The 19,510-nt window shown below is 38.8% G+C and carries 21 protein-coding genes, 1 rRNA gene and 2 riboswitches; of the genes, 4 read left to right on the forward strand and 18 right to left on the reverse strand.

Translation table 11 applies throughout. The annotated features are described in order from the left end of the window. The 8 genes from ACE38V_RS20980 to ACE38V_RS21015 form a co-directional block, all read right to left on the reverse strand. Positions 1 to 97, reverse strand: a 16S ribosomal RNA gene (locus ACE38V_RS20980); the annotation flags it as partial. 368 nt (positions 98 to 465) lie between these two features. Then, positions 466 to 1,170 carry an SIS domain-containing protein gene (locus tag ACE38V_RS20985; protein ID WP_375844407.1) on the reverse strand — a complete coding sequence of 235 codons (705 nt, stop codon included), beginning with the start codon at positions 1,168 to 1,170 and terminating at the stop codon, positions 466 to 468. Between the two features lie 53 nt (positions 1,171 to 1,223). Then, positions 1,224 to 2,057 (reverse strand): PTS system mannose/fructose/sorbose family transporter subunit IID, encoded by an 834-nt coding sequence (locus tag ACE38V_RS20990; RefSeq protein WP_375844410.1) that lies wholly within the window; start codon positions 2,055 to 2,057, stop codon positions 1,224 to 1,226. Further along, complete coding sequence (locus ACE38V_RS20995) at positions 2,032 to 2,838, reverse strand: PTS mannose/fructose/sorbose/N-acetylgalactosamine transporter subunit IIC (protein ID WP_375844412.1); 807 nt, start codon at positions 2,836 to 2,838, stop codon at positions 2,032 to 2,034. The genes ACE38V_RS20990 and ACE38V_RS20995 overlap by 26 nt, the downstream gene beginning before the upstream one ends. Positions 2,839 to 2,870: 32 nt before the next feature. Then, positions 2,871 to 3,353 (reverse strand): PTS sugar transporter subunit IIB, encoded by a 483-nt coding sequence (locus ACE38V_RS21000; protein ID WP_375844414.1) that lies wholly within the window; start codon positions 3,351 to 3,353, stop codon positions 2,871 to 2,873. Beyond that, the gene (locus tag ACE38V_RS21005) at positions 3,353 to 3,757 is read right to left on the reverse strand and encodes a PTS sugar transporter subunit IIA (protein ID WP_375844416.1); all 405 of its coding nucleotides are present in this window, start codon (positions 3,755 to 3,757) and stop codon (positions 3,353 to 3,355) included. Before ACE38V_RS21005 ends, ACE38V_RS21000 begins: the two co-directional genes overlap by 1 nt. Before the next feature lie 13 nt (positions 3,758 to 3,770). Beyond that, the gene (locus tag ACE38V_RS21010) at positions 3,771 to 4,514 is read right to left on the reverse strand and encodes a GntR family transcriptional regulator (protein ID WP_375844418.1); all 744 of its coding nucleotides are present in this window, start codon (positions 4,512 to 4,514) and stop codon (positions 3,771 to 3,773) included. Positions 4,515 to 4,786: 272 nt separating this feature from the next. Continuing rightward, a complete protein-coding gene (locus ACE38V_RS21015; protein WP_375844421.1) occupies positions 4,787 to 5,362 on the reverse strand; it encodes a DNA-binding protein in 576 nt (191 codons plus the stop codon). A 121-nt stretch (positions 5,363 to 5,483) separates the two neighbouring features. Continuing rightward, positions 5,484 to 5,575: riboswitch (cyclic di-GMP riboswitch) on the reverse strand. 207 nt (positions 5,576 to 5,782) lie between these two features. Here ACE38V_RS21015 and ACE38V_RS21020 point away from each other — a divergent pair. Both ACE38V_RS21020 and ACE38V_RS21025 read left to right on the forward strand, forming a co-directional pair. Next, on the forward strand, positions 5,783 to 6,202 hold the full coding sequence (locus tag ACE38V_RS21020; RefSeq protein ID WP_375844422.1) for an SRPBCC family protein: 420 nt from the start codon (positions 5,783 to 5,785) through the stop codon (positions 6,200 to 6,202). Continuing rightward, positions 6,203 to 6,526: an ArsR/SmtB family transcription factor gene (locus ACE38V_RS21025; protein ID WP_375844424.1), complete on the forward strand. Its 324-nt coding sequence runs from the start codon at positions 6,203 to 6,205 to the stop codon at positions 6,524 to 6,526. It abuts the gene before it with no gap. Between the two features lie 668 nt (positions 6,527 to 7,194). On the opposite strand, the gene ACE38V_RS21030 is transcribed toward ACE38V_RS21025, so the two are convergent. After that, the gene (locus ACE38V_RS21030; protein ID WP_375844426.1) at positions 7,195 to 8,505 is read right to left on the reverse strand and encodes a nucleobase:cation symporter-2 family protein; all 1,311 of its coding nucleotides are present in this window, start codon (positions 8,503 to 8,505) and stop codon (positions 7,195 to 7,197) included. Further along, positions 8,502 to 9,098 (reverse strand): xanthine phosphoribosyltransferase, encoded by a 597-nt coding sequence (locus ACE38V_RS21035; RefSeq protein ID WP_375844428.1) that lies wholly within the window; start codon positions 9,096 to 9,098, stop codon positions 8,502 to 8,504. The genes ACE38V_RS21030 and ACE38V_RS21035 overlap by 4 nt, the downstream gene beginning before the upstream one ends. A gap of 124 nt (positions 9,099 to 9,222) precedes the next feature. Beyond that, positions 9,223 to 9,324: riboswitch (purine riboswitch) on the reverse strand. A 172-nt stretch (positions 9,325 to 9,496) separates the two neighbouring features. Between ACE38V_RS21035 and ACE38V_RS21040 the strand changes: the two genes are divergently transcribed. Further along, positions 9,497 to 10,339, forward strand: coding sequence for an aldo/keto reductase (locus ACE38V_RS21040; protein WP_375844430.1), 843 nt, complete (start codon positions 9,497 to 9,499; stop codon positions 10,337 to 10,339). A 606-nt stretch (positions 10,340 to 10,945) separates the two neighbouring features. Here the strand turns inward: ACE38V_RS21040 and ACE38V_RS21045 are convergent. Beyond that, on the reverse strand, positions 10,946 to 11,593 hold the full coding sequence (locus tag ACE38V_RS21045) for a bifunctional 4-hydroxy-2-oxoglutarate aldolase/2-dehydro-3-deoxy-phosphogluconate aldolase (protein WP_375844432.1): 648 nt from the start codon (positions 11,591 to 11,593) through the stop codon (positions 10,946 to 10,948). Positions 11,594 to 11,790: 197 nt separating this feature from the next. Between ACE38V_RS21045 and ACE38V_RS21050 the strand changes: the two genes are divergently transcribed. Further along, positions 11,791 to 12,555 (forward strand): IclR family transcriptional regulator, encoded by a 765-nt coding sequence (locus tag ACE38V_RS21050; protein ID WP_375844434.1) that lies wholly within the window; start codon positions 11,791 to 11,793, stop codon positions 12,553 to 12,555. A 605-nt stretch (positions 12,556 to 13,160) separates the two neighbouring features. On the opposite strand, the gene ACE38V_RS21055 is transcribed toward ACE38V_RS21050, so the two are convergent. The 7 genes from ACE38V_RS21055 to ACE38V_RS21085 form a co-directional block, all read right to left on the reverse strand. After that, positions 13,161 to 14,117: a sugar kinase gene (locus ACE38V_RS21055; protein WP_375844436.1), complete on the reverse strand. Its 957-nt coding sequence runs from the start codon at positions 14,115 to 14,117 to the stop codon at positions 13,161 to 13,163. A 45-nt stretch (positions 14,118 to 14,162) separates the two neighbouring features. Continuing rightward, positions 14,163 to 15,158, reverse strand: coding sequence for a 2-keto-3-deoxygluconate transporter (gene kdgT / locus ACE38V_RS21060; protein ID WP_375844438.1), 996 nt, complete (start codon positions 15,156 to 15,158; stop codon positions 14,163 to 14,165). Positions 15,159 to 15,328: 170 nt separating this feature from the next. Further along, positions 15,329 to 15,793, reverse strand: coding sequence for a NanQ anomerase/TabA/YiaL family protein (locus tag ACE38V_RS21065; RefSeq protein WP_375844440.1), 465 nt, complete (start codon positions 15,791 to 15,793; stop codon positions 15,329 to 15,331). Between the two features lie 45 nt (positions 15,794 to 15,838). Beyond that, the gene (gene kduD, locus ACE38V_RS21070) at positions 15,839 to 16,615 is read right to left on the reverse strand and encodes a 2-dehydro-3-deoxy-D-gluconate 5-dehydrogenase KduD (protein WP_375844441.1); all 777 of its coding nucleotides are present in this window, start codon (positions 16,613 to 16,615) and stop codon (positions 15,839 to 15,841) included. 109 nt (positions 16,616 to 16,724) lie between these two features. Further along, a complete protein-coding gene (kduI, locus tag ACE38V_RS21075) occupies positions 16,725 to 17,555 on the reverse strand; it encodes a 5-dehydro-4-deoxy-D-glucuronate isomerase (protein WP_375844444.1) in 831 nt (276 codons plus the stop codon). 379 nt (positions 17,556 to 17,934) lie between these two features. Then, a complete protein-coding gene (locus ACE38V_RS21080; protein WP_375844447.1) occupies positions 17,935 to 18,057 on the reverse strand; it encodes a hypothetical protein in 123 nt (40 codons plus the stop codon). Between the two features lie 33 nt (positions 18,058 to 18,090). Beyond that, positions 18,091 to 19,509 carry a sigma-54 interaction domain-containing protein gene (locus ACE38V_RS21085; protein ID WP_375844449.1) on the reverse strand — a complete coding sequence of 473 codons (1,419 nt, stop codon included), beginning with the start codon at positions 19,507 to 19,509 and terminating at the stop codon, positions 18,091 to 18,093. Position 19,510: the final 1 nt, after the last annotated feature.

A 19,510-nucleotide genomic window follows, 5' to 3' on the forward strand; every position in this document is an offset into this window, starting at 1 on the left:
TAACTTTTGGGAGCAAGCTCCCGCAAGTTCGCTCGACTTGCATGTATTAGGCACGCCGCCAGCGTTCGTCCTGAGCCAGGATCAAACTCTCCAAAAAAGAGTAAGATTAGCTCTTAATTTTAAAAATTGAATTAACGTTGACGTTTCTGCATTTGTTTAGTTTTCAAAGAACTATTTTTGAGACGTTTATTATCTTAACATCTCGCTCTGATGCTTGTCAATATTATTTTTTAGAAATAATATTTTTAATCAGCGACAGAATTTAATTCTAACAAGAAAATTCATACTTGTCAATGATCTTTTTTATTTTATCGTTGATTTATCTTTACCCTTCATCAGCGACGTTTATTATCTTACTATCATTTTTAATAAAAGTCAACACATTTTATTATAGTTAATAACAAATAAACCAACCAAAACATAAGAACCCTCCAATTGCTTGGAAGGTCCCTACTAGTTTCTACATTAAATATGGAAAATTCGATCCGCATATAACTCTTCTAGTTTAAAATTGTACTCCGTTCCTCCATCAATATTAGCACTTTGATATACAGGTGGTTTATAACCGTTCTTTATCATTATTTCGATTGCTTCATAAATAGTTTGTTGAAGTAGTAATGTTGCTGAGAATGAAGATGTTCCACATACTTTTGTTTCTAATCCATCTATGTTTAATGCCGCATCTCCAAATTCTGAACAATTATCAAGGATGACGTCCGCAAATTCATATAGTAATTTTCCACTTGAATGACGGGATGTTGATTTTTTTGAAGCTTCCAGTGCAGTTACAACAATTAATTTATTCCCATGGTCTTTTATCCATTTCGCTAATTCAATTCCCATCGGATTACGACCGGAGTTTGAAATTAGAAAGAAAACATCATTAGGTTTAATTTGAAGACGATGAGTTAAAAGTGTTCCAACTCCTTCTACAGATTCATACATACCACCTGCAGGATCCATAATTACCTTTGATGAAATTAACCCTCCCGCTCTTCCACTTACTTCAATTGCTGCTGCATAGGAATGTCCGCTGCCAAAAGCTTGCGTGATTCCTCCATTCATAATTCCCTCTGCAACAATCTGTGCCGCCTTATGAATATTTTCTGCTTGAGTTCTCTCTAATTTATCTGTTAATTCTCGTGCTTTGTCGAAAAATTCTAGTCCCATGATTTTGCCCTCCATACATTTTGTAGTTTCTTACTAGATGATTGACTAACCTTTTATCCTAAAATCTTTAGATTATATAAAACGATACCTAATACCATTACAAATAGGATTGCCTTTGTTGAATTCATCTTTTTCCTACCAAGCAACATATAAATCAAGCCGACTAACAAAATCGGTACAAGTGATGGCATGATTTGATCCAACATGTCTTGAATTTTCAAAGAGACTTCCCCAGATTTATAGACTAAAGGTACCTTTGCGTTAACCACTGTTGGGATCAGAGCACCTACGACTGTAATTCCGAGCAACACAGCTGCTTCTGTTAATGCATTTAACCGATTGGCAAATTCATTAACTAATTTAGCGCCTTGTTTATATCCAATAGGAAGCAGCGTAAAGCGAAGACCTACAATCAAGATATTAACAAGGACCCAAATTAATACTCCTGTCCCATTTCCTTTTAGAGCCATATAAGAAGCAATAGAACCAAAAATGGTTGGAATAATTACTCCGAAAATAGTATCTCCTACTCCTGCAAATGGTCCCATTAATCCGGTTTTTAACCCCGCAACCACTTCTTTAGATGCTTTTTGTTCTCGTTCCTCAATCGCCATATCCATCCCAAGAATAAGTCCACCCACCATAGGGTTTGTATTAAAGAATTGATTGTGCATGTCCATCATTTCTTTAAGATCCTCATCTTTTTTGTATAGCTTCTTCAAGGTTGGCAAAATACTATAAAGATAACCAGTAGACATCATACGTTCATAATTCCAACAGATTTGACTGCATAAGAGCCAGCGAATATTTGCTGCAAGTAAATCTCGTTTACTTAGGATGCCGGGATTCATGTTTTCAGTTTCAGTCTTCATATTCTCCATCCTCATTTTCCACTCCCATCATATTTGTAGTAGAGTTTCCAGCTAATACCACTTGTTTGTTGAAGTTTTGTTTAAAGAAAATAATGGCAAGAGCTAAACCGATTAATGCAACACCAAGCATCGGAACTTTCAAATAAGCTGCTGCTACAAAACCAATAATGAGATACGCAACAAATTTGTTGGTTGGTAAATATCTTAGTAAAATGGCAATCCCGACTACCGGTAAAATTCCGCCTGATACTTTTAAACCTCCCATAAGCCAATCAGGCATTTCGTTTACGATAAAATCCACAATTTTTTTACCAAAAACGAGCATAATGAAAACCGGAATCGCACGGGAAAGCCCCCAAGGCAGTGCACCTAACAGGACATTTCGTCTTACACCTGCGATATTATTCATAGCTATATTTTTATCGACACGATGGAGAAAGAATGTATTTGTAAAACGAGCCAAAACATCTAATTGAACCATAAGTAGTCCTACTGGAACAGCAATTCCGATGGCGAATTCTGCATTTTGATGTGACATTGCCGCAAATGCAGTACCCACGATGGCCCCGGTAGTGAAATCCGGTATGGAAGCGCCTCCATAAGTACCTACACCAAGAACCATCAATTGCAATGTCGCACCAATGGCTAATCCAAGAGTAATGTCGCCCATTATTAGACCAGTGAATGTGCCAATTATAACGGGATATTGACACCCAATATTTAGTGTTAGAGAATCAAGGATGGAGAAAAAAGCTAAAATCACTAATATTATAATTTGCCAAACTGCTAAATCCATTATTATTCCCCCAGTCTAGGTTTCTTTCCATCTTAGATAAGCTTCATAAAATCCATTGAGTCTTCGGATGGGACCATTTGTGCGGTGATTTTAATACCCTTCTCTGCCAAAAATTTAAAGTCTTCAATATCTTTATCCGTTACACTTACTGACTTTTTGACTTTCTTTGATCCTGATTTTGTAGACATATTTCCAACATTAATTTGAGGTAATTCAACTCCGCCTTCCACTAATGCGCGTAAAGCTGCAGGGGATTTAACGATCAAAAATACTCTTTGATCTGTGTATTTCTCCGCTAAAATATTTCTAATAGCTCCTGCTGCAGTTAAGATACTTAACTTTACACCTGAGGGAACAGCAGTCTTTAGAGCCATTTTCTCCATATCATTTTTGACTACTGCATCATCAACGATCATAATGCGTGTTGCCTTTATTGAATTAGTCCACATCGTAGCAACCTGCCCATGAATCATTCTTTCATCAACCCTAACGTGAACGATTCCGCTCTTCGCCATCAATCCTCTTCCTCTCCATCTTCATTTTGTAAAAGACTTTTTTCAGTGGTTACTATTTTCGTATTTTCTTTCATACTCAAAATCGTCTCTTCAAGACTTTCGCCTAGACTAAGAGGTATTAGTATAGCTAATGATAATCCTGCTACAATCGTGATGTTTTCATATTTGTTTGCAACAATAATTGCAGCATTACATGGGGTGCCGCCTAAAATGTCAACAATTATGGTTATGCTGTCATCGGTGTACTTTTTAATAAGTTCTTCATATTGACATACAACATCCTCCAAGCCCATGCTCTCAGTAAAAGCAATAGGATGGATTTTTTCCGTTAGACCAGTAATCATTTGACAGCTATTTCTTGCTTCAATCGCATACCGGCCATGGGAGGCTATAATAAACTGCATATTTTTGCTCCTTTTATTGCTTTTTCTTTTCGATTTCAATGAAGTAGTAATTATGACGAACATAACTATCAACATATTCAAAAGGGGTATGATCAGCAACAAACGTGATGCGTTCAATTCGGTAGACTGGACTATTTTCAAGTTGTAATTTTCCACTGATATTCTCTGACACAGGGAATTTGACCTTAATTGTCTCTTTCATAGCTTCATTTAGAATATTGACCCCACAAATTTCATTGATTCTTTCTGATAGCGATGAAAATTTTTCATAATTTGAAAGGTCTACATTCATTAACCAATCCTTTGAAATGTAGTTATTTTGGATTGCCCAAGGTATGTCATCAACATAACGAATCCTTTCAAAGTGAATAATTTCCTGATCCGATGAAATTTGGAGCTTTTTAGCAATTCGCTCATCTCTTATTTCATTAATAGAAATAACCTCGGTCCTCTCATCACATAGCTTATCCTTAGAATTAAAACTCCTCGATTCATTATTAGGGAAATGGGAATACTCGTTAAAAATCACTTCTTTATTCAGGATTGATTTACTAACATAGGTGCCCTTCCCTTGAATCCGGTTTACCATACCATCTCTCACTAATTCCTGTAATGCACGGACAACTGTCGTATTACTGACATTGTACTTTTGCTTCAACTCCCCTTCCGAATAAATTTTTTCTCCTGGTTTAAAAACACCTTTGTTGATTTGTTCCTTTATATCGTTGATGATTATGAGGTATTTGGGAACACTCATTTTTTCACTCCTTAACGAATTTATTAGCCTTTTTATGTTATAACTATAACGTCATAACCGGTTAACACGTTAAGTTATAGCTTTAAGATAACTAATTTTTTTGACTATTGCAAGCGCTTTTTTTCTAAAAATATTGACATAAAAGTGACAGACACCATTCAATAAATTAGATCGGTGCCTGCCACTTTTTTTCATATGTTTTTTTTATTTCCGAAATATGTATCTTATTTATAAATCATAATTTTTATCTTCTCGTTCCCTAGTATTAAGAATTAATTTGAAATTCTTTTGATTCTACGCGCAATACTAATTGCGCTTCGATTCATTGCTTCTCCAATTTCAGCATAAGTTAAGCCCCTATTCCGCAAACATATAATCTGCTTTTCATCTTTAAGGGTCCAAGTCTTATAAGGCCGCTTTTTAACAATTTGATTCTGTATTTCTTTTTCCCTTTCAACTGCAACCCAATCAGGCTCAGGCAGTAAGGTGTATGATTCAATTTTCGAAAACTGGACTTTATCTTTATGCTGTTCAGCCCAATCCCAAAAATATGCTGTTTCGATAAAATAAAAACACTTTGACTTTCTAGTCACTTTTTTCACACATAGCAACCCATGCCGTTCAATCCATCCTTTGATAATCGTCCTATCTATATTCAAACAGGTAGCTAACTCTCCAATTGTTAGCAATCCTGTTTGTGCTTTCGTATTAGATATTCCTAAACGATTCATCTTAATCCTTACTGACTCATAGGAACGATTCATATTTTTAGCGATTGTTGTTAGTTTATGCATTCCTATGTATTCCTTTAAATAATCAATTTCCTCACTGTTCCACGCCTTTTTCAATCTAGCCAATCCTTTCGTTAATAAAATTCAAAAGAAATGATTTGTCACAACATGGGCACAATAAAAAAGGCCATTCTAATAGAATAGAATAGCCAAATTGAAGTATAATCGATTTACTCATCATGGTAACCTGGCGATCATAGTTTCAAGTAAATACCTTAGACCCACGAGCTTTGCGTCCTATCCTTTCGGAATAGTTTGCCTTTATCATTTATTCAATCTTTAAACATAAGTAATGTTAACCTTTTTTTTTACAAAATTCAACAAATTACAGCAAAATTAGGACATATCGACCATTTTTTTACAAAATAATGGTTCTATTTAACGGGATTTTATTTGACATATAAACAAATGGTGTTATATGATACCAAAAGTAACACCAAATAGTTTCATTTTACCTCACAATAAAGGAGATTATCTATGGAAACTGTACAAGATATTAAACAAACAATCGTCTTAGAAGCACCCATTCAAAAAGTATGGAACACGGTTTCCACTTCTAAGGCAATCGAGTCATGGTTCATGCCGAATGATTTTGTGGCAACGGAAGGATACGAATTTCATATTCAATCCCCTTTTGGTCCATCTCCATGTAAGGTATTAGAAATCGATGAACCAAACAAGCTTTCCTTTTCATGGGATACAGATGGCTGGGTTGTTTCATTCTTATTAAAAGATCTAGGAGATAAAACGGAATTTACCGTAATTCATGGTGGCTGGAAAGAACCAGATGCCATGATTCCAAAGGCTAACCTCAAAACGATTGATGTTCGCAATAATATGAATGGCGGTTGGGAGAAGATTGTTCATGTTGCACTGCGAAAGGTTGTGGAAGGATAAGTGTCAGCCATCAAGCATGATGTGTTTCAAGCGATTGCTGACCCCACTCGCAGGGAAGTTCTCCAGCTGCTTTCTCAAAAAGCATTACCGATATCCGAAATCACTTCTCATTTTTCTATGAGCCGTACCGCCATTGTCAAGCATCTGCAAATTCTTTCAGAGGCTGAATTGGTAAAAGGCCAAAAAGTAGGGCGGGAAAAGATTTATCTACTTCATCCCGAACCGTTAACGGAACTGAAGCAATGGCTTTCCTACTACGAGCAATTTTGGAATAATAAATTGTCCATGCTTAAACATATTGTGGAGAATGATGATGGAAAATGAGTGTAGTGAAATTGGATAGGTTAGAGGAGTGATGAATCATCACTCCTCTTTTTTTAAGCTCTTTTCGTATACTTTGTTGCTCTTGAATAAATTAGGTTAGAGTCTCCTTCAGACACCGCTGGATAAATTGACAGATTCGGGAGCCTATTCATCTGAGCATAGATATGGGAATTGTAAGCTAATTGAGCTTAGGATTGGTGACCTGAAAAATAATGTTGCCTCCTTTTCGCGAGTAAATTCGATTTTTCGCAAACAGCCTAAATTTTTCGCGAGCATTTCATGAATATCGCGAGCATTTTTTCGAAATCGCGAATAAACTTTGGATTTCGCGAATAAAATTCGATTTTCGCGAATAATCAGATCCACGCCTTCTATTTAGATAAATAGCAACACCATTGAATCCGAAAGTGCTGCCAAAGCAGTCCAGTCTAAGTTAGATGCTTCAAAAGAGTTTGAAATATTGTTTCAAAAAACAACAATCTTTAAGAAAACAGCGTTTTTTTAAATTGCATAATTGTGGAGAAAACGGTTTTATCAATCGTAACTTTTCCGCTCTCAACTTTTTCAAAAAACATACACATTTCCCCACTAAAACCTTTCCTAACAAAAAAAGAGACCCTCCTAGATTAGGAGAGTCCCCAACGTGCGCGTACCCTTTATTCAACTGATCAAGAAACCCGCTGTCCCTTTACCGCAACGGAATTTCCTTGTTTATTGGTTTTAAAAACATTGAAAATAACATTTAAAACGATAGCGGTTAGGCTGCCGGCAACGATTCCGTTATCTGTTAGGATGCGGATGCTTGCAGGCATTCCGTGGAATAAGTCAGGGACGACGGTGACGCCAAGGCCCATGCCGACGGAGCAAGCAATGATTAATAGATTTTCTTGTGATGAGAAATCAACTTGACTAAGCATTTTGATTCCGTAGGCGACAACCATGCCGAACATGGCGACCATCGCTCCACCCAGAACAGAGGATGGAATAACAGTTGTGAGAGCGCCAATTTTTGGAATAAATCCTAGTAAAATGAGGATTCCACCCATCGTGTAGATGACGCTCTTTGCTTTAACGCCCGTCAATTGCAGAAGTCCGACGTTTTGTGAATAGGTTGTGTACGGAAAGGAATTAAAGAGTGCTCCGAAAATGCTAGCAAGACCCTCTGCACGATAGCCGTTTGCTAAGTCCTTCTCATTGACTTCTTTTTCACAAATATCTCCTAAGGCAAAATACACACCGGTAGATTCTACTAAGCTAACTAATGCCACAAGAACCATTGTGATAATGGGGGTGATTTCGAATGTTGGTGTCCCGAAATAGAATGGTCTTACCATATGGAACCATGACGCATCGAGAACAGATGAAAAATCCACTTTCCCCATGAAAAAGGCGATGAGGGTTCCTGCTAAAAGTCCAAGCAAGATGGAAATGGAACGAATAAAACCATCAAAAAAGCGATAAAGCACAATAATAATAAATAAAGTTCCAAATGCTAAAGCAATATTGCTCATGGAGCCGAAATCCGGGGCTCCTTGACCGCCAGCCATATCATTCATAGCGACAGGGATTAAGGTAATTCCGATAATCGTTACCACGGATCCTGTTACGATTGGTGGGAAAAATTTTACGAGCTTAGAAAAGTATTTCGCAATTAAGACAACAAATATTCCTGAAATTAAAATCGAGCCGTAGATAGCAGAAAGACCGTATTTACCGCCAATGGCAATCATTGGACCAACAGCTGTGAAAGTACATCCTAAAACGACCGGAAGTCCAATGCCGAAAAATTTATTGCGCCATACTTGTAAAATCGTGGCGATTCCACACATTAAAATATCAATGGACACTAAATAAGTAAGCTGTTCACCCTTCATTCCGAGCGAGCCGCCAACAATAAGCGGAACAATGACTGCACCTGCATACATTGCCAGTACGTGTTGAATTCCCAGTGATGCGATTTTCCATGTATTTGGTTTCATATTGCCATACCCTCCGCTCTGTGATTCACAAATCTTACTTTCCCGTTTGCCAATGATGCGATTTCTGCAAGTGATTCAACCTTGAAGCCGAGTTTCCTTAGTTTCTCTCCGCCTTCTTGGAAAGACTTTTCAATCACGATCCCAATCCCAACCATTTGGGCTCCCGCTTTTTCCACAAGGTTCGCTAAGCCTAATGCAGCCTGTCCATTGGCTAAGAAGTCATCAATGACAAGGATACGATCACTTTTTTGCAAAAATTTATTGGATACAGAAATTTCATTGGATTCCTGTTTAGTAAATGAATAGACAGTGGTCGTCAGTAAATCGTCTGTTAAGGTTAACGACTTTCTTTTTCGAGCAAAAACAACAGGAACACCTAGTTCCAACGCTGTCATGACGGATGGGGCAATTCCGGATGATTCAAGTGTTAATACCTTGGTCACTCCGTCCATTTTGAAAAGCCGTGCAAATTCTTTTCCGATTTCCTGCATGAGCACCGGATCAATTTGGTGGTTTAAGAAGGAATCCACCTTTAACACCGCATCGGATAGAACCCGTCCTTCTGCTTCAATTTTTTTCTTCAATAACTCCATTTACTGTCTCCCTTTCTAGTTGTCTAGTAATAAAAAAAGCTTAAAATCATTGCATTCACATCATAAAAATGAGTGAAGCAATGACCTTAAGCTAGAAAGGTTAAAGGAATTAAATGCGACTAGCGCTTTCCCATTGCTCACTCATAGTCGAATTATTTACGGCAATTCGGTAGAAACTTGCGAGCCATATTCCCGCGATTATATGAGTGAATCATATGAATTCGATTTTTATTATAACATGATTTTGGACACAAAACACAATCCATTTTATTGTAAAACAGCAAGCGGCTTCCCATAATCTGAAACACTGTTCCATTTTTGTAAAACTATTTTCCAACGAAATATGCGATAATAAAAATAGGCTTTTCTAATCTTTTATTTTAAAGGAGGAATGGCGAATGCCAACTGGTTTAAAAGATACAACAACACTACATAATGGTGTGAAAATGCCATGGATGGGATTAGGTGTTTTTAAGGTGCAAGACGGAGAAGAAGTCATTCAATCCGTTAAAGCTGCTATTAAAAACGGCTACATCAGCATTGATACCGCTTCTTTTTATAAAAATGAAGAAGGCGTTGGTCAAGCGATAAGAGAATCTGGTGTGGCTCGAGAAGATTTATTCATCACCACCAAGCTTTGGAACTCTGATCAAGGCTATGAAAGCACATTGAAAGCATTCGAAACAAGTCTTAATAAGCTTGGATTAGATTACCTAGATTTATATTTAATCCACTGGCCAGGCAAGGATAAATACAAAGAAACTTGGAGAGCCTTCGAAAAGCTTTATAAAGAAGGGCGCGTTCGTGCAATCGGTGTGAGCAACTTCCAAATCCACCATTTAGAAGATTTAATGAGCACTGCTGAAATTAAACCGATGGTCAACCAAGTGGAATGCCATCCTCATCTTACTCAAAAAGAACTTCTTGCTTATTGTCAAAAACACGGCATTCAAATGGAAGCATGGTCTCCATTGAAACAAGGTCAGCTCTTAAATGAACCAACTCTCGTGGAAATCGCGCAAAAATATCAAAAGTCCGTAGCCCAAGTAATTTTACGCTGGGATTTACAAAACGGCGTGGTGATCATTCCAAAATCCATTAAAGAACATCGCATTATCGAAAATGCTGACATTTTTGACTTTGAATTATCCATAGAAGATATGGAAAGAATCGATAGCTTAAATCAAGATAGTCGTGCAGGATCTCATCCTGATACGATGAAATTTGGCTTTGAAGATTAATCTATGAAAAAAGTCTTCCAACTTTTGAACGTTGGAAGACTTTTTTGTGATTCGTTTTTTTGCTTAAGTTGTTGTAATAGGACTTCTGATTGGGGACTTTGGAATACTCTACGGATGAGCGAATGAGGCCTGTGTGATTTGGACTCAAATGCTCTGGAATTCTTCTAAACTGTCCGAATTTGGCTTAGTTTCGGACTCATACTCTCTAGATTAGAAATCTCCTTGTCTGTCCAATTAGGACCTGGTTTCGGACTCAATTGCTCTAGAATCCTTCGATCCTGTCCAATTCAACCCCGGTTTCGGACTCGATTACTCTAGAATCCTTCGATCCTGTCCAATTCAACCCCGGTTTCGGACTCGATTACTCTAGAATCCTTCGATCCTGTCCAATTCAACCCCGATTTCGGACTCAATTGCTCTAGAATCCTTCGATCCTGTCCAATTCAACCCCGGTTTCGGACTCGATTACTCTAGAATCCTTCGATCCTGTCCGAATCAACCTGTGCTCGGGCACTATTACCATTGTTTCCATCCAGAACGCTCCAAAGGATTCTCTAATAAATTGATAACCCAAAATAACAAAGTCTACAACAAGTGCCTAAAAGATTACAATCCTCTTGCTTCTTGAACATTTTGAACATATTGCTTGGCGTATTCCGTAATTAAATGGAAGTCTCCAGTTTTCGCAGGGGCAACAAGGTTTCCGCCAACGCCAACAGCGACACAGCCATTCTTAATCCATTGATCAACATTCTCTAGGCTTACTCCACCAGTTGGCATAATGTTGACTTGTGGAAGAGGTCCTTTGACTGCTTTTACAAAGTCCGGGCCAAAAGCACTGCCTGGGAATAATTTCACGATATCAACGCCTGCTTCTAAAGCGCGTTTCATTTCTGTAATGGTCATACATCCTGGCATATAAGGGATTTGGTAGAGATTACATAATTTTGCTGTTTCTTCATCGAATGCAGGGCTCACTACAAATTGAGCTCCTGCTAAAATTGCAATTCTTGCCGTTGTCGCATCTAAAACTGTTCCTGCCCCAATCACAACATCTGGGTTATTTTTATAAATTGATGTTAATTTTTGAATGACTTCATCGGCGCCTTCCACGGTAAAAGTAACTTCAATGCCATAAAGGCCACCCTTCACACAAGATTCGGAAATACGCACTGCTTCCTCCTTTGAATCTGCTCGAACAACAGCTACAACACCACAATCAGTCAATTTCTTTAAAACGTTTAACTTTTCCATTTTAATCCTCCATCAAAACTTATTTTTTCATAATCGGCTCTCTTTGATTAAATTTACAATGGGTCGAAAATACCTTATCATATAAGGAGAATCATGTTTTTCCACTCCTAATTAGGCTATCAATTTGTCACCAGCATTCATATTTACGAGTGCCGGAAATTCTTTTTTCATACTTTTAAAAAAAGAGGTAGAATCCCATGTCTAATGTTCAATCACTCGAACGAGCACTAAATATACTAAATAAACTTTCCGAGTTTCCAGATGGCTTGCAGATTGCGCGCTTATCTGAATATGTCGGTTTGACAAAAAGTACCGTCCATCGCTTGCTAGCAACGTTGGTCAATATGAACTACGTCGAAAAAAATCCTGAAACAGATAAATACAAGATTGGTTTACAGGTTCTTTTTCTTTCTAGGAATATATTAAATAACAATGATATCGTAAATACCGCAAAGCCATTCCTAGAAAAAATATCGAAGGATGTGAACGAAACCGTCCATCTCTGCATCCAAGATCACGAAGACATCGTCTACATCGATAAAATTGAATGCACGCAGGCGATTCGCATGTATTCCCGAATTGGCAGCCGCGCCCCGATGTACAGCACTGCCGTTGGCAAGGTGCTATTATCAGGGATGGATCAAGCAACGATTGAAGAAATGGTTGCTAACATTGAATTCATTCCGAAAACGCCAAATACCATTACTTCAAAAGTGGCCTTTCTCGAAGAAATCGAGCAGGTTCGAAACCAAGGTTATGCCCTAGATAACGCCGAAAACCAAGAAGGACTTCAATGCATCGCTGCTCCGATTTTCGACCACAAGGGAAAAATCATCGCGAGCTTCAGTATCTCAGGTCCAAGCAACCGGGTGACCATGGAACTTATCCAAGAATCCCTGATTGATAAGATGAGGGACTATAGCTTACAGATTTCCAGAAACCTTGGGTACACAGGAGCGTAGACTGCGAATTGTGCAAGTGTTTAGTCAAGCATTATAATGATATTCGATATCAAACCAGATTCCCTAGAGGTATTCCTTTAGGGGATTTTTTTGCGGTTTGCTCATTTGGAACGAGTCTTTCCTTCGATTTTATCCCCGTTATCGGGATTGTTTCTTTTGAGCAAGGTATCCCCCTTAGGTTTGATTCTCATTTTTCGAAGGTTGTTCCTTTGGTGCAGGCATTTCCCTTCTGCAATGATTCCCGTATATCGGATTTGTCTCCTAAAACGGGCTTTCCCCTCTAGTTTTGAGTTCCATTTTTCCATGGGTATCTCTTATAACAGGCTCTCCCTCTAATTTCTCATGACCATTTCCTAACTTTTCCCCGCACTTTCGGGCACTTTTCTTTCTCTTTGTGCCCGTTACTCGGCCTTTTTTCTCTTACTCGGGTACATTTCGTTACAAGTTTCAATCCATCCCTTTCCACACAGGCGTGTTTCCAACCCACACTGTCCACACCCAACATATTCATCCCCACCCACCACACCACATCAAAAACCAAAAAAACAAAAGTAAAGAATCCCCCAAAAAACTTGGTCTCTTTACTTTTGTCTAGACCCAACCCCTTAAACAGATAGAGGATCGAATTTATCGATAAACGCTTTCAATTCGTCACGATTAGGTAATCCGTCATTGTCTCCGGGGGACATGACTGCGAGTGCGCCAATCGCTGTTGCTCTTTGTACAGCTTCTTTTAAAGGCAGACCTTCAAGAATTCCGCTGACTACACCTACGGCAAATCCATCTCCGGCTCCAACTGTATCGACTACTTTTTTCACTGGGAAACCAGGTGTATAGAACTGTTTGCCATCCGCTGTGCTGGTGAAGGCTCCTTTTGAACCGAGCTTGATGACAACGGTTTGAACGCCAGCTTCATGATAGAATTCAGCGATTTCTTTTTCGCTCTCTTTGCCAATTAAGATTTTTCCTTCTGCAATCCCTGGAAGAACAATATCTGCACGAGTGGATAAATCATTAATGACTTGCACCATTTCTTCCTTATCTGGCCATAGACCAGGGCGAAGGTTTGGATCATAGGAAATTTGAATTCCACGTGTGCGTGCTTCTGCTAATAATTTATAGACCATTTCCCGGCAGCTCATAGATAAGGCAGGGAGGATGCCAGTTAAATGAATATGGTGGGCGCCATCCAGGTTAAGTGATTCGATAGTATCGAGACTCATATGGGATGCGGCTGAATTTTTTCGAGCTGAAAAAACCTCTGGGTCTCCGACTTCGACCTTTTGTTTCCACATCATTCCTGTGAGATAGTTTGCATCATATTTGACATATGAAGTATCAATTTTATTGTCCTGAAGGAACCTATCAATTCTTTTTCCAAATGGATCTGTTCCTAATTGGGTAATATAGGTCACCTCATGGCCTAAGCGGCTCATGCCAATGGAGAGATTCACCTCAGCGCCTGCAACAAATCGGCTAAAACTATCTACCTCTTCTAAAGAACCGGTTTGATCCGCTACAAAAAGAACCATTGGTTCACCTAAAGTTATAATTCTACTCATGCTCTCCTCCTATTATCTAAAGAGAAAGGTCTTAACGTTTTACAATTAGCCCGCGACCTTCTCTTCTTTTGGTTTCAGCCTTCCACCGTTCTCTTTCTTTTTCATATATTGAGACCAGTAGGCTGTTAAGATTGGCACTAAGATCGATGTTACAATGACGGATGCCGCTACTAGAGCTGTAGCAGATTGAGCCATTGAAAGAAATTCTGGTTTCATATCAGCAATGATCATAGGGTTTGCTACGGCTGCACCTGCTGTACTTGAAGCAGCAAGACCTGCCGTACCATTTCCTCCACCAATGAATTTATCAGCTAACATCAATGGAATACCTGTGATGATGATGACAAGGATGCCTATTATAATTCCGGCAAGACCTGTTTTTGCAATGACCGTTAAGTCAATAGAGTTTCCTAAAGCAAAACCAAAGAAAGGAATCATAGTATTTGTTGCTTTACTAAAGAAATCACGTAATTCTGGGTCAAGATTACCAAGAGCAAAACCGACTAAGAATGGTAATACAGCTCCAACAAATGTATGTGGTTCGAAAGCAGCAAGACCAGTACTGCCAAGAACAAGCATTGTTACAAGGGGACCTGATTCAAGTGACATTAGAACGAATGCGCCAGCTTCTTCTTTTGAACCATATTGTTGCATGATAGAGGCATAAAGACCTCCGTTAGTCATATCCATACATGAGATAAGTGCAAGAACAGAAAATCCGGCAAATAGTCCAGTTTGAACTCCGTTATGCGGTAAGAATAAAGATGCTACAATGACAACAATCCATGCAACCGCTATCTTTGTTAAAACAAGTGTGCCTGATTTACGTAAAACAGTACCTGTTGATTTAATGTTGATTCCTGCACCCATACAGAAGAACCAAACTGCTAAGATGGGAACCGTTCCTGTCATTAATCCGTTAGTAAATGAACCGAAATATTCTCCTGATTTTGGTGCAAGTGTATGAACGATCGCTCCTAAGAATAATGGAACTAGCATTAATCCGCCTGGAATCTTTTCAACCGACTTCATAATTTTCATATTGTCTACCTAACCTTTCAGTATTTTTATAGGGAACATTAGGTAAAAAAATTGAGATAGTTGATGATTTTTAAATGATTCGATATAATATATGAATTAAGTCTATAGGTAAGGTGTTAATGGCGGCTTTCAACCGTTCGCCAAAACGTAGCCACCACTAACGTCTTATCTCAATTTTTTTCGTTTATTTGTACTTTGAAAACTACTTTTCTAATCTCTTGTTTTTGTTCTGCGATGATTCCTGTCATATGGGAATCCTCAGGGAAGCAAATCATACAATCGCCCGGATTCATCATGATGATTGAATCGATATCTCCTTCAAAGAAGGTTGCATCACTATCTGTGTTATACGCTTCTTTCACCTGTTGATTTTCAATATGATCAACGGCAATTTTTTCATGACCTTCGAGAATATAGTGAATGTCCAGATATTTTTGGTGCGCTTCCCAAAAGCATTGTTCGGCATCCTTGGTTTCGTATTCATTAAGGAAAAAGAAGGTTTCTTCATCCACTTCATGACGTCCTGCCGCATACTTAGAGAAATCGAGCTCCTGTAATACTTGCAAATTTTTTCGTAATTCTTCCGTAAAATAATCACAGTTATCCACTAAATCTACTAATCTTCCATAAATCAATCACATCACTCCTTTCTATCATTCGATTCATATTTTATTTACCTATTAACGGGCTAACCAACCACCGTCAACAGCTAAAATATGTCCATTCATGTAATCAGAGGCCTTGCTTGCTAAGAAGACGACGATGCCCATGTAATCTTGTGGCGATGCCCAACGAGCTGCCGGAATACGACCTAAGATTTCATCGCTGCGCTCTTCATCGGCACGAATTGGTGCTGTGTTTGCTGTTTCTACATAGCCTGGGGCAATCGCATTAATTTGCACATTATATTGAGCTAATTCATTCGCAAAAGCTTTTGTCAATCCAGCCACCGCATGCTTACTTGCTGTATATGGGGGAACAAATTTACCACCTTGGAATGAAAGCATAGAGCAGATATTAATGATTTTTCCGCTTTTTTGTGCAACCATGATTCTAGCAACCTCTTGGCTTAGAAGATAGACGGAATTAAGATTTATTTCCATTACGGCATTCCAATCCTCGACTTTATAGTCTAGTAAAGGGGCACGGCGAATGGTTCCAGCATTATTGACAAGAACATCAATTCTTCCATAAACCTCCACGCATTTTTCTACCAATGGTTTAATCGCTGTGCGATCAGATAAATCGGCTTGATAGAAATACACTTTTCGTCCTGTTTCTTCAATTAGCTCTCTTGTTGAATCCCAATCGTTGTTATAAGTCACAATAAATAGATCTGCACCTGCTTTTGCTAAAGCGACGGCATATCCTTGACCAAGACCGGTATTCCCACCTGTCACAATTGCAACCTTATCAGTTAAATTAAAATAATCGAGTGAAAAATCTCGCAAACTCACTATATAGCTCCCCTTTTCTTTTTTTATTTTTTTATATCAATAAGACTTTCAAATATTTGGATAGACACCTATTCAGTTCATCTTGAAAGTCTTATCGAAAGCATTTTTCTTAACGTAATTCATCCATGGTTACTTGATCCATGTCATCATACGTTTTATTTTCACCGGCCATTGCCCAAATAAAGGTGTAGTTGCTTGTTGCTGTACCGCAGTGGATGGACCATGGTGGAGAAATAACAGCTTCTTCATTTTTCATGACGATGTGACGAGTTTCGTTTGGTTCCCCCATTAAGTGGAACATTCTTGCATTCTCATCTAAATCGATGTAAAGATACACTTCTGTACGGCGGTCATGGGTATGGGTTGGCATGGAGTTCCATACGCTACCTGTATTTAATTTTGTCATCCCCATAACAACCTGACAGCTTTGGATTCCGTTTTTGTGAATCATACGACGGATAACGCGGTCATTTGCATTTTCAAGGGATCCTAAGTGATCGCCTTCGATATCTTTAAATGCGACATGCTGCGTTGGATACTCTTTATGGGCTGGTGCAGAGAACAAATAGAATTTTGCTGGTGTTTCAGAAGATTCACTGCTGAAAAGCAATTCTTTCTTTCCTAGTCCAACATAAAGGCAATCTTTGTTTTCCATTGCATAGGTTTCCCCATCAACGGTAATGGAACCAGTACCACCAATATTGAAGATTCCCACTTCTCTGCGCTCTAAGAAATAATCGGCTTTGATCTCATCATAGCCGCCAAGAGAAATCGTTTCAGCTGCTGGAGTAATCCCGCCAACAATCGAACGATCTTCCATGGTGTAAACCAATTTAATTTCTCCTGGTACAAATAATTCTTGTACGAGATAATGTTTTCGAATTTCTTCGGTTGTAAATGTTTTGGCATGTTCCGGATGTGTTGAGTATCTTGTTTCCAAAATCTACATCTCCTTTTATTCCAAAAAATAATTTGATGCCATTTGAGAGTCTATCATGCTCAAACTTTCACATGATAGACTACTATTATGGAAAAACGTCCACCACTTGTATCTATGAAGGTTGGCCATTAACGTCAAACTTTCAAAAAGCATCACCACTCCTATTTATCTCAGGCTATCTTTTTGAAATTTTGACATTGATGATTTTAAGAACGTTCCACATCGTGGTACGACGTTTCATAATCATATTATAACGTTTTCAAATCGAATTGTGCGTATAAGATTTTGACAAATAGGTGACAGGCGTCAATTTGATAAATTAGGGGCTGCTTTGGGCTTTGTGATGCTGCCTTAGTCTATTAAGTTGAAGTTGCTTTCATTAAATGCTCTTGGTTGAAAAATGGGGTGCAATCACCTTTGAATGTTCCATCCCATTAAAATCAGGACCTGTCAGCTTAGCAATCTGCTCATAAAATTCTTGTCCCATTAGATTTGAATACAACAAAGGCACCTCCCTCAAAATGGGAGATACCTGCTACCGTATCTGATAGATTTTGCATTTTTCATAGAATGCCGTTTTTCCGATCTGTAGAAGCTTGGAGGCTTGTTGCTTGTTTCCATTAGTGGTTTTTAAGGCTTCAATGATCGCTTCCTTTTCAGTTTGCGCTAAAGCCTCTTTTAAGGGTCTGATTTGTGCAGGAATTGAATGGAGATTGCTTGGATTCACACTTCCTTCTGGCGTGTAGGTAGCATCTAATACTGGATCCCGAAGGTAAAGTGGAAGATGCATTTGATTGATAACATTTCCATCCAATACATTGATGGCTCTCTCTAAAACATTTTCTAACTCACGGATATTTCCTGGCCAGGAGTGGAGCTGCAATCTGTCGATCACTTCCTGTGATAATTGGATATTGGTGCGATGAAATTTTTTCTGAAGTTTTTTGAGCAATTGTGCTACTATTTCAGGAATATCTTCCTTTCTTTTTCTAAGTGGCGGAATATCTATTTTTATGACATTCAGGCGATAAAATAGATCCTGACGAAACCTGCCTTCTGCGACCATCTTCTCTAGATCGCGATGGGTAGCTGCAATCACTCGCACATCAACGGGAATGGAGGATTGCCCACCGATCTTTTGAATTTCTTTTTCCTGTAATACCCGTAAGAGCTTACTTTGCATCGATAGCGGCATATCACCGATTTCATCTAAAAATAAAGTCCCGAAATTCGCGGCTTGGAACTTTCCCTTCTTTCCACCCTTCGTTGCTCCGGTGAACGCTCCTGCTTCATACCCAAATAATTCCGATTCCAATAAGTTTTCTGGAATTGAAGCACAGTTAATAGGGACAAAGGGAAAAGATGCTCGGGTGCTGTTGCCATGGATGGCGTGGGCAAATAGCTCCTTTCCCGTCCCCGACTCCCCAGATAAAAGAACAGCTGACTGACTTCCTGAAATTCTCTCTGCTAATCTTTTTACAGCTTGAAAAGCAGGGGAGCTGCCGATCAAATCTTTAAAGCTGTATTTACTCTTTAATTCCTTCTCATATTTTGTTTTATAAAACTTGAGCTCTTCTAATAGGGACTGCATTTTCCGCTGGTAGTCGAGCCATTCCTCCGGGTTGCGAAACATAACCGTTCCGAGTGCCCCTACCAGCTTTCCTTCTATTATGAGTGGAAACCGATTGGCGATCATTTCACTTCCGTTGATGGATTGCACAGCTGCCAGCTCGGTTTGTCCTGTTTTTGCAACAATATGCATACGTGTGTTTTCAATGACTTCCTGAACTTTTTTACCAATCGCCTCTTCCGTTGTCGTCCCTAGAAACTCACAATAGGCGGCATTGATATACAAAACCCATCCATCCACATCCACGACAACGATTCGTTCTGCTGCTAGATTAATAATCTCCTCCAGCCAGGCATATGGGATATTTTTTATTCCATTCTTCATT

It is taken from the genome of Cytobacillus sp. Hz8, assembly GCF_042263505.1.
In the GTDB taxonomy this organism is placed as follows: Bacteria; Bacillota; Bacilli; order Bacillales; family Cytobacillaceae; genus Bacillus_BE.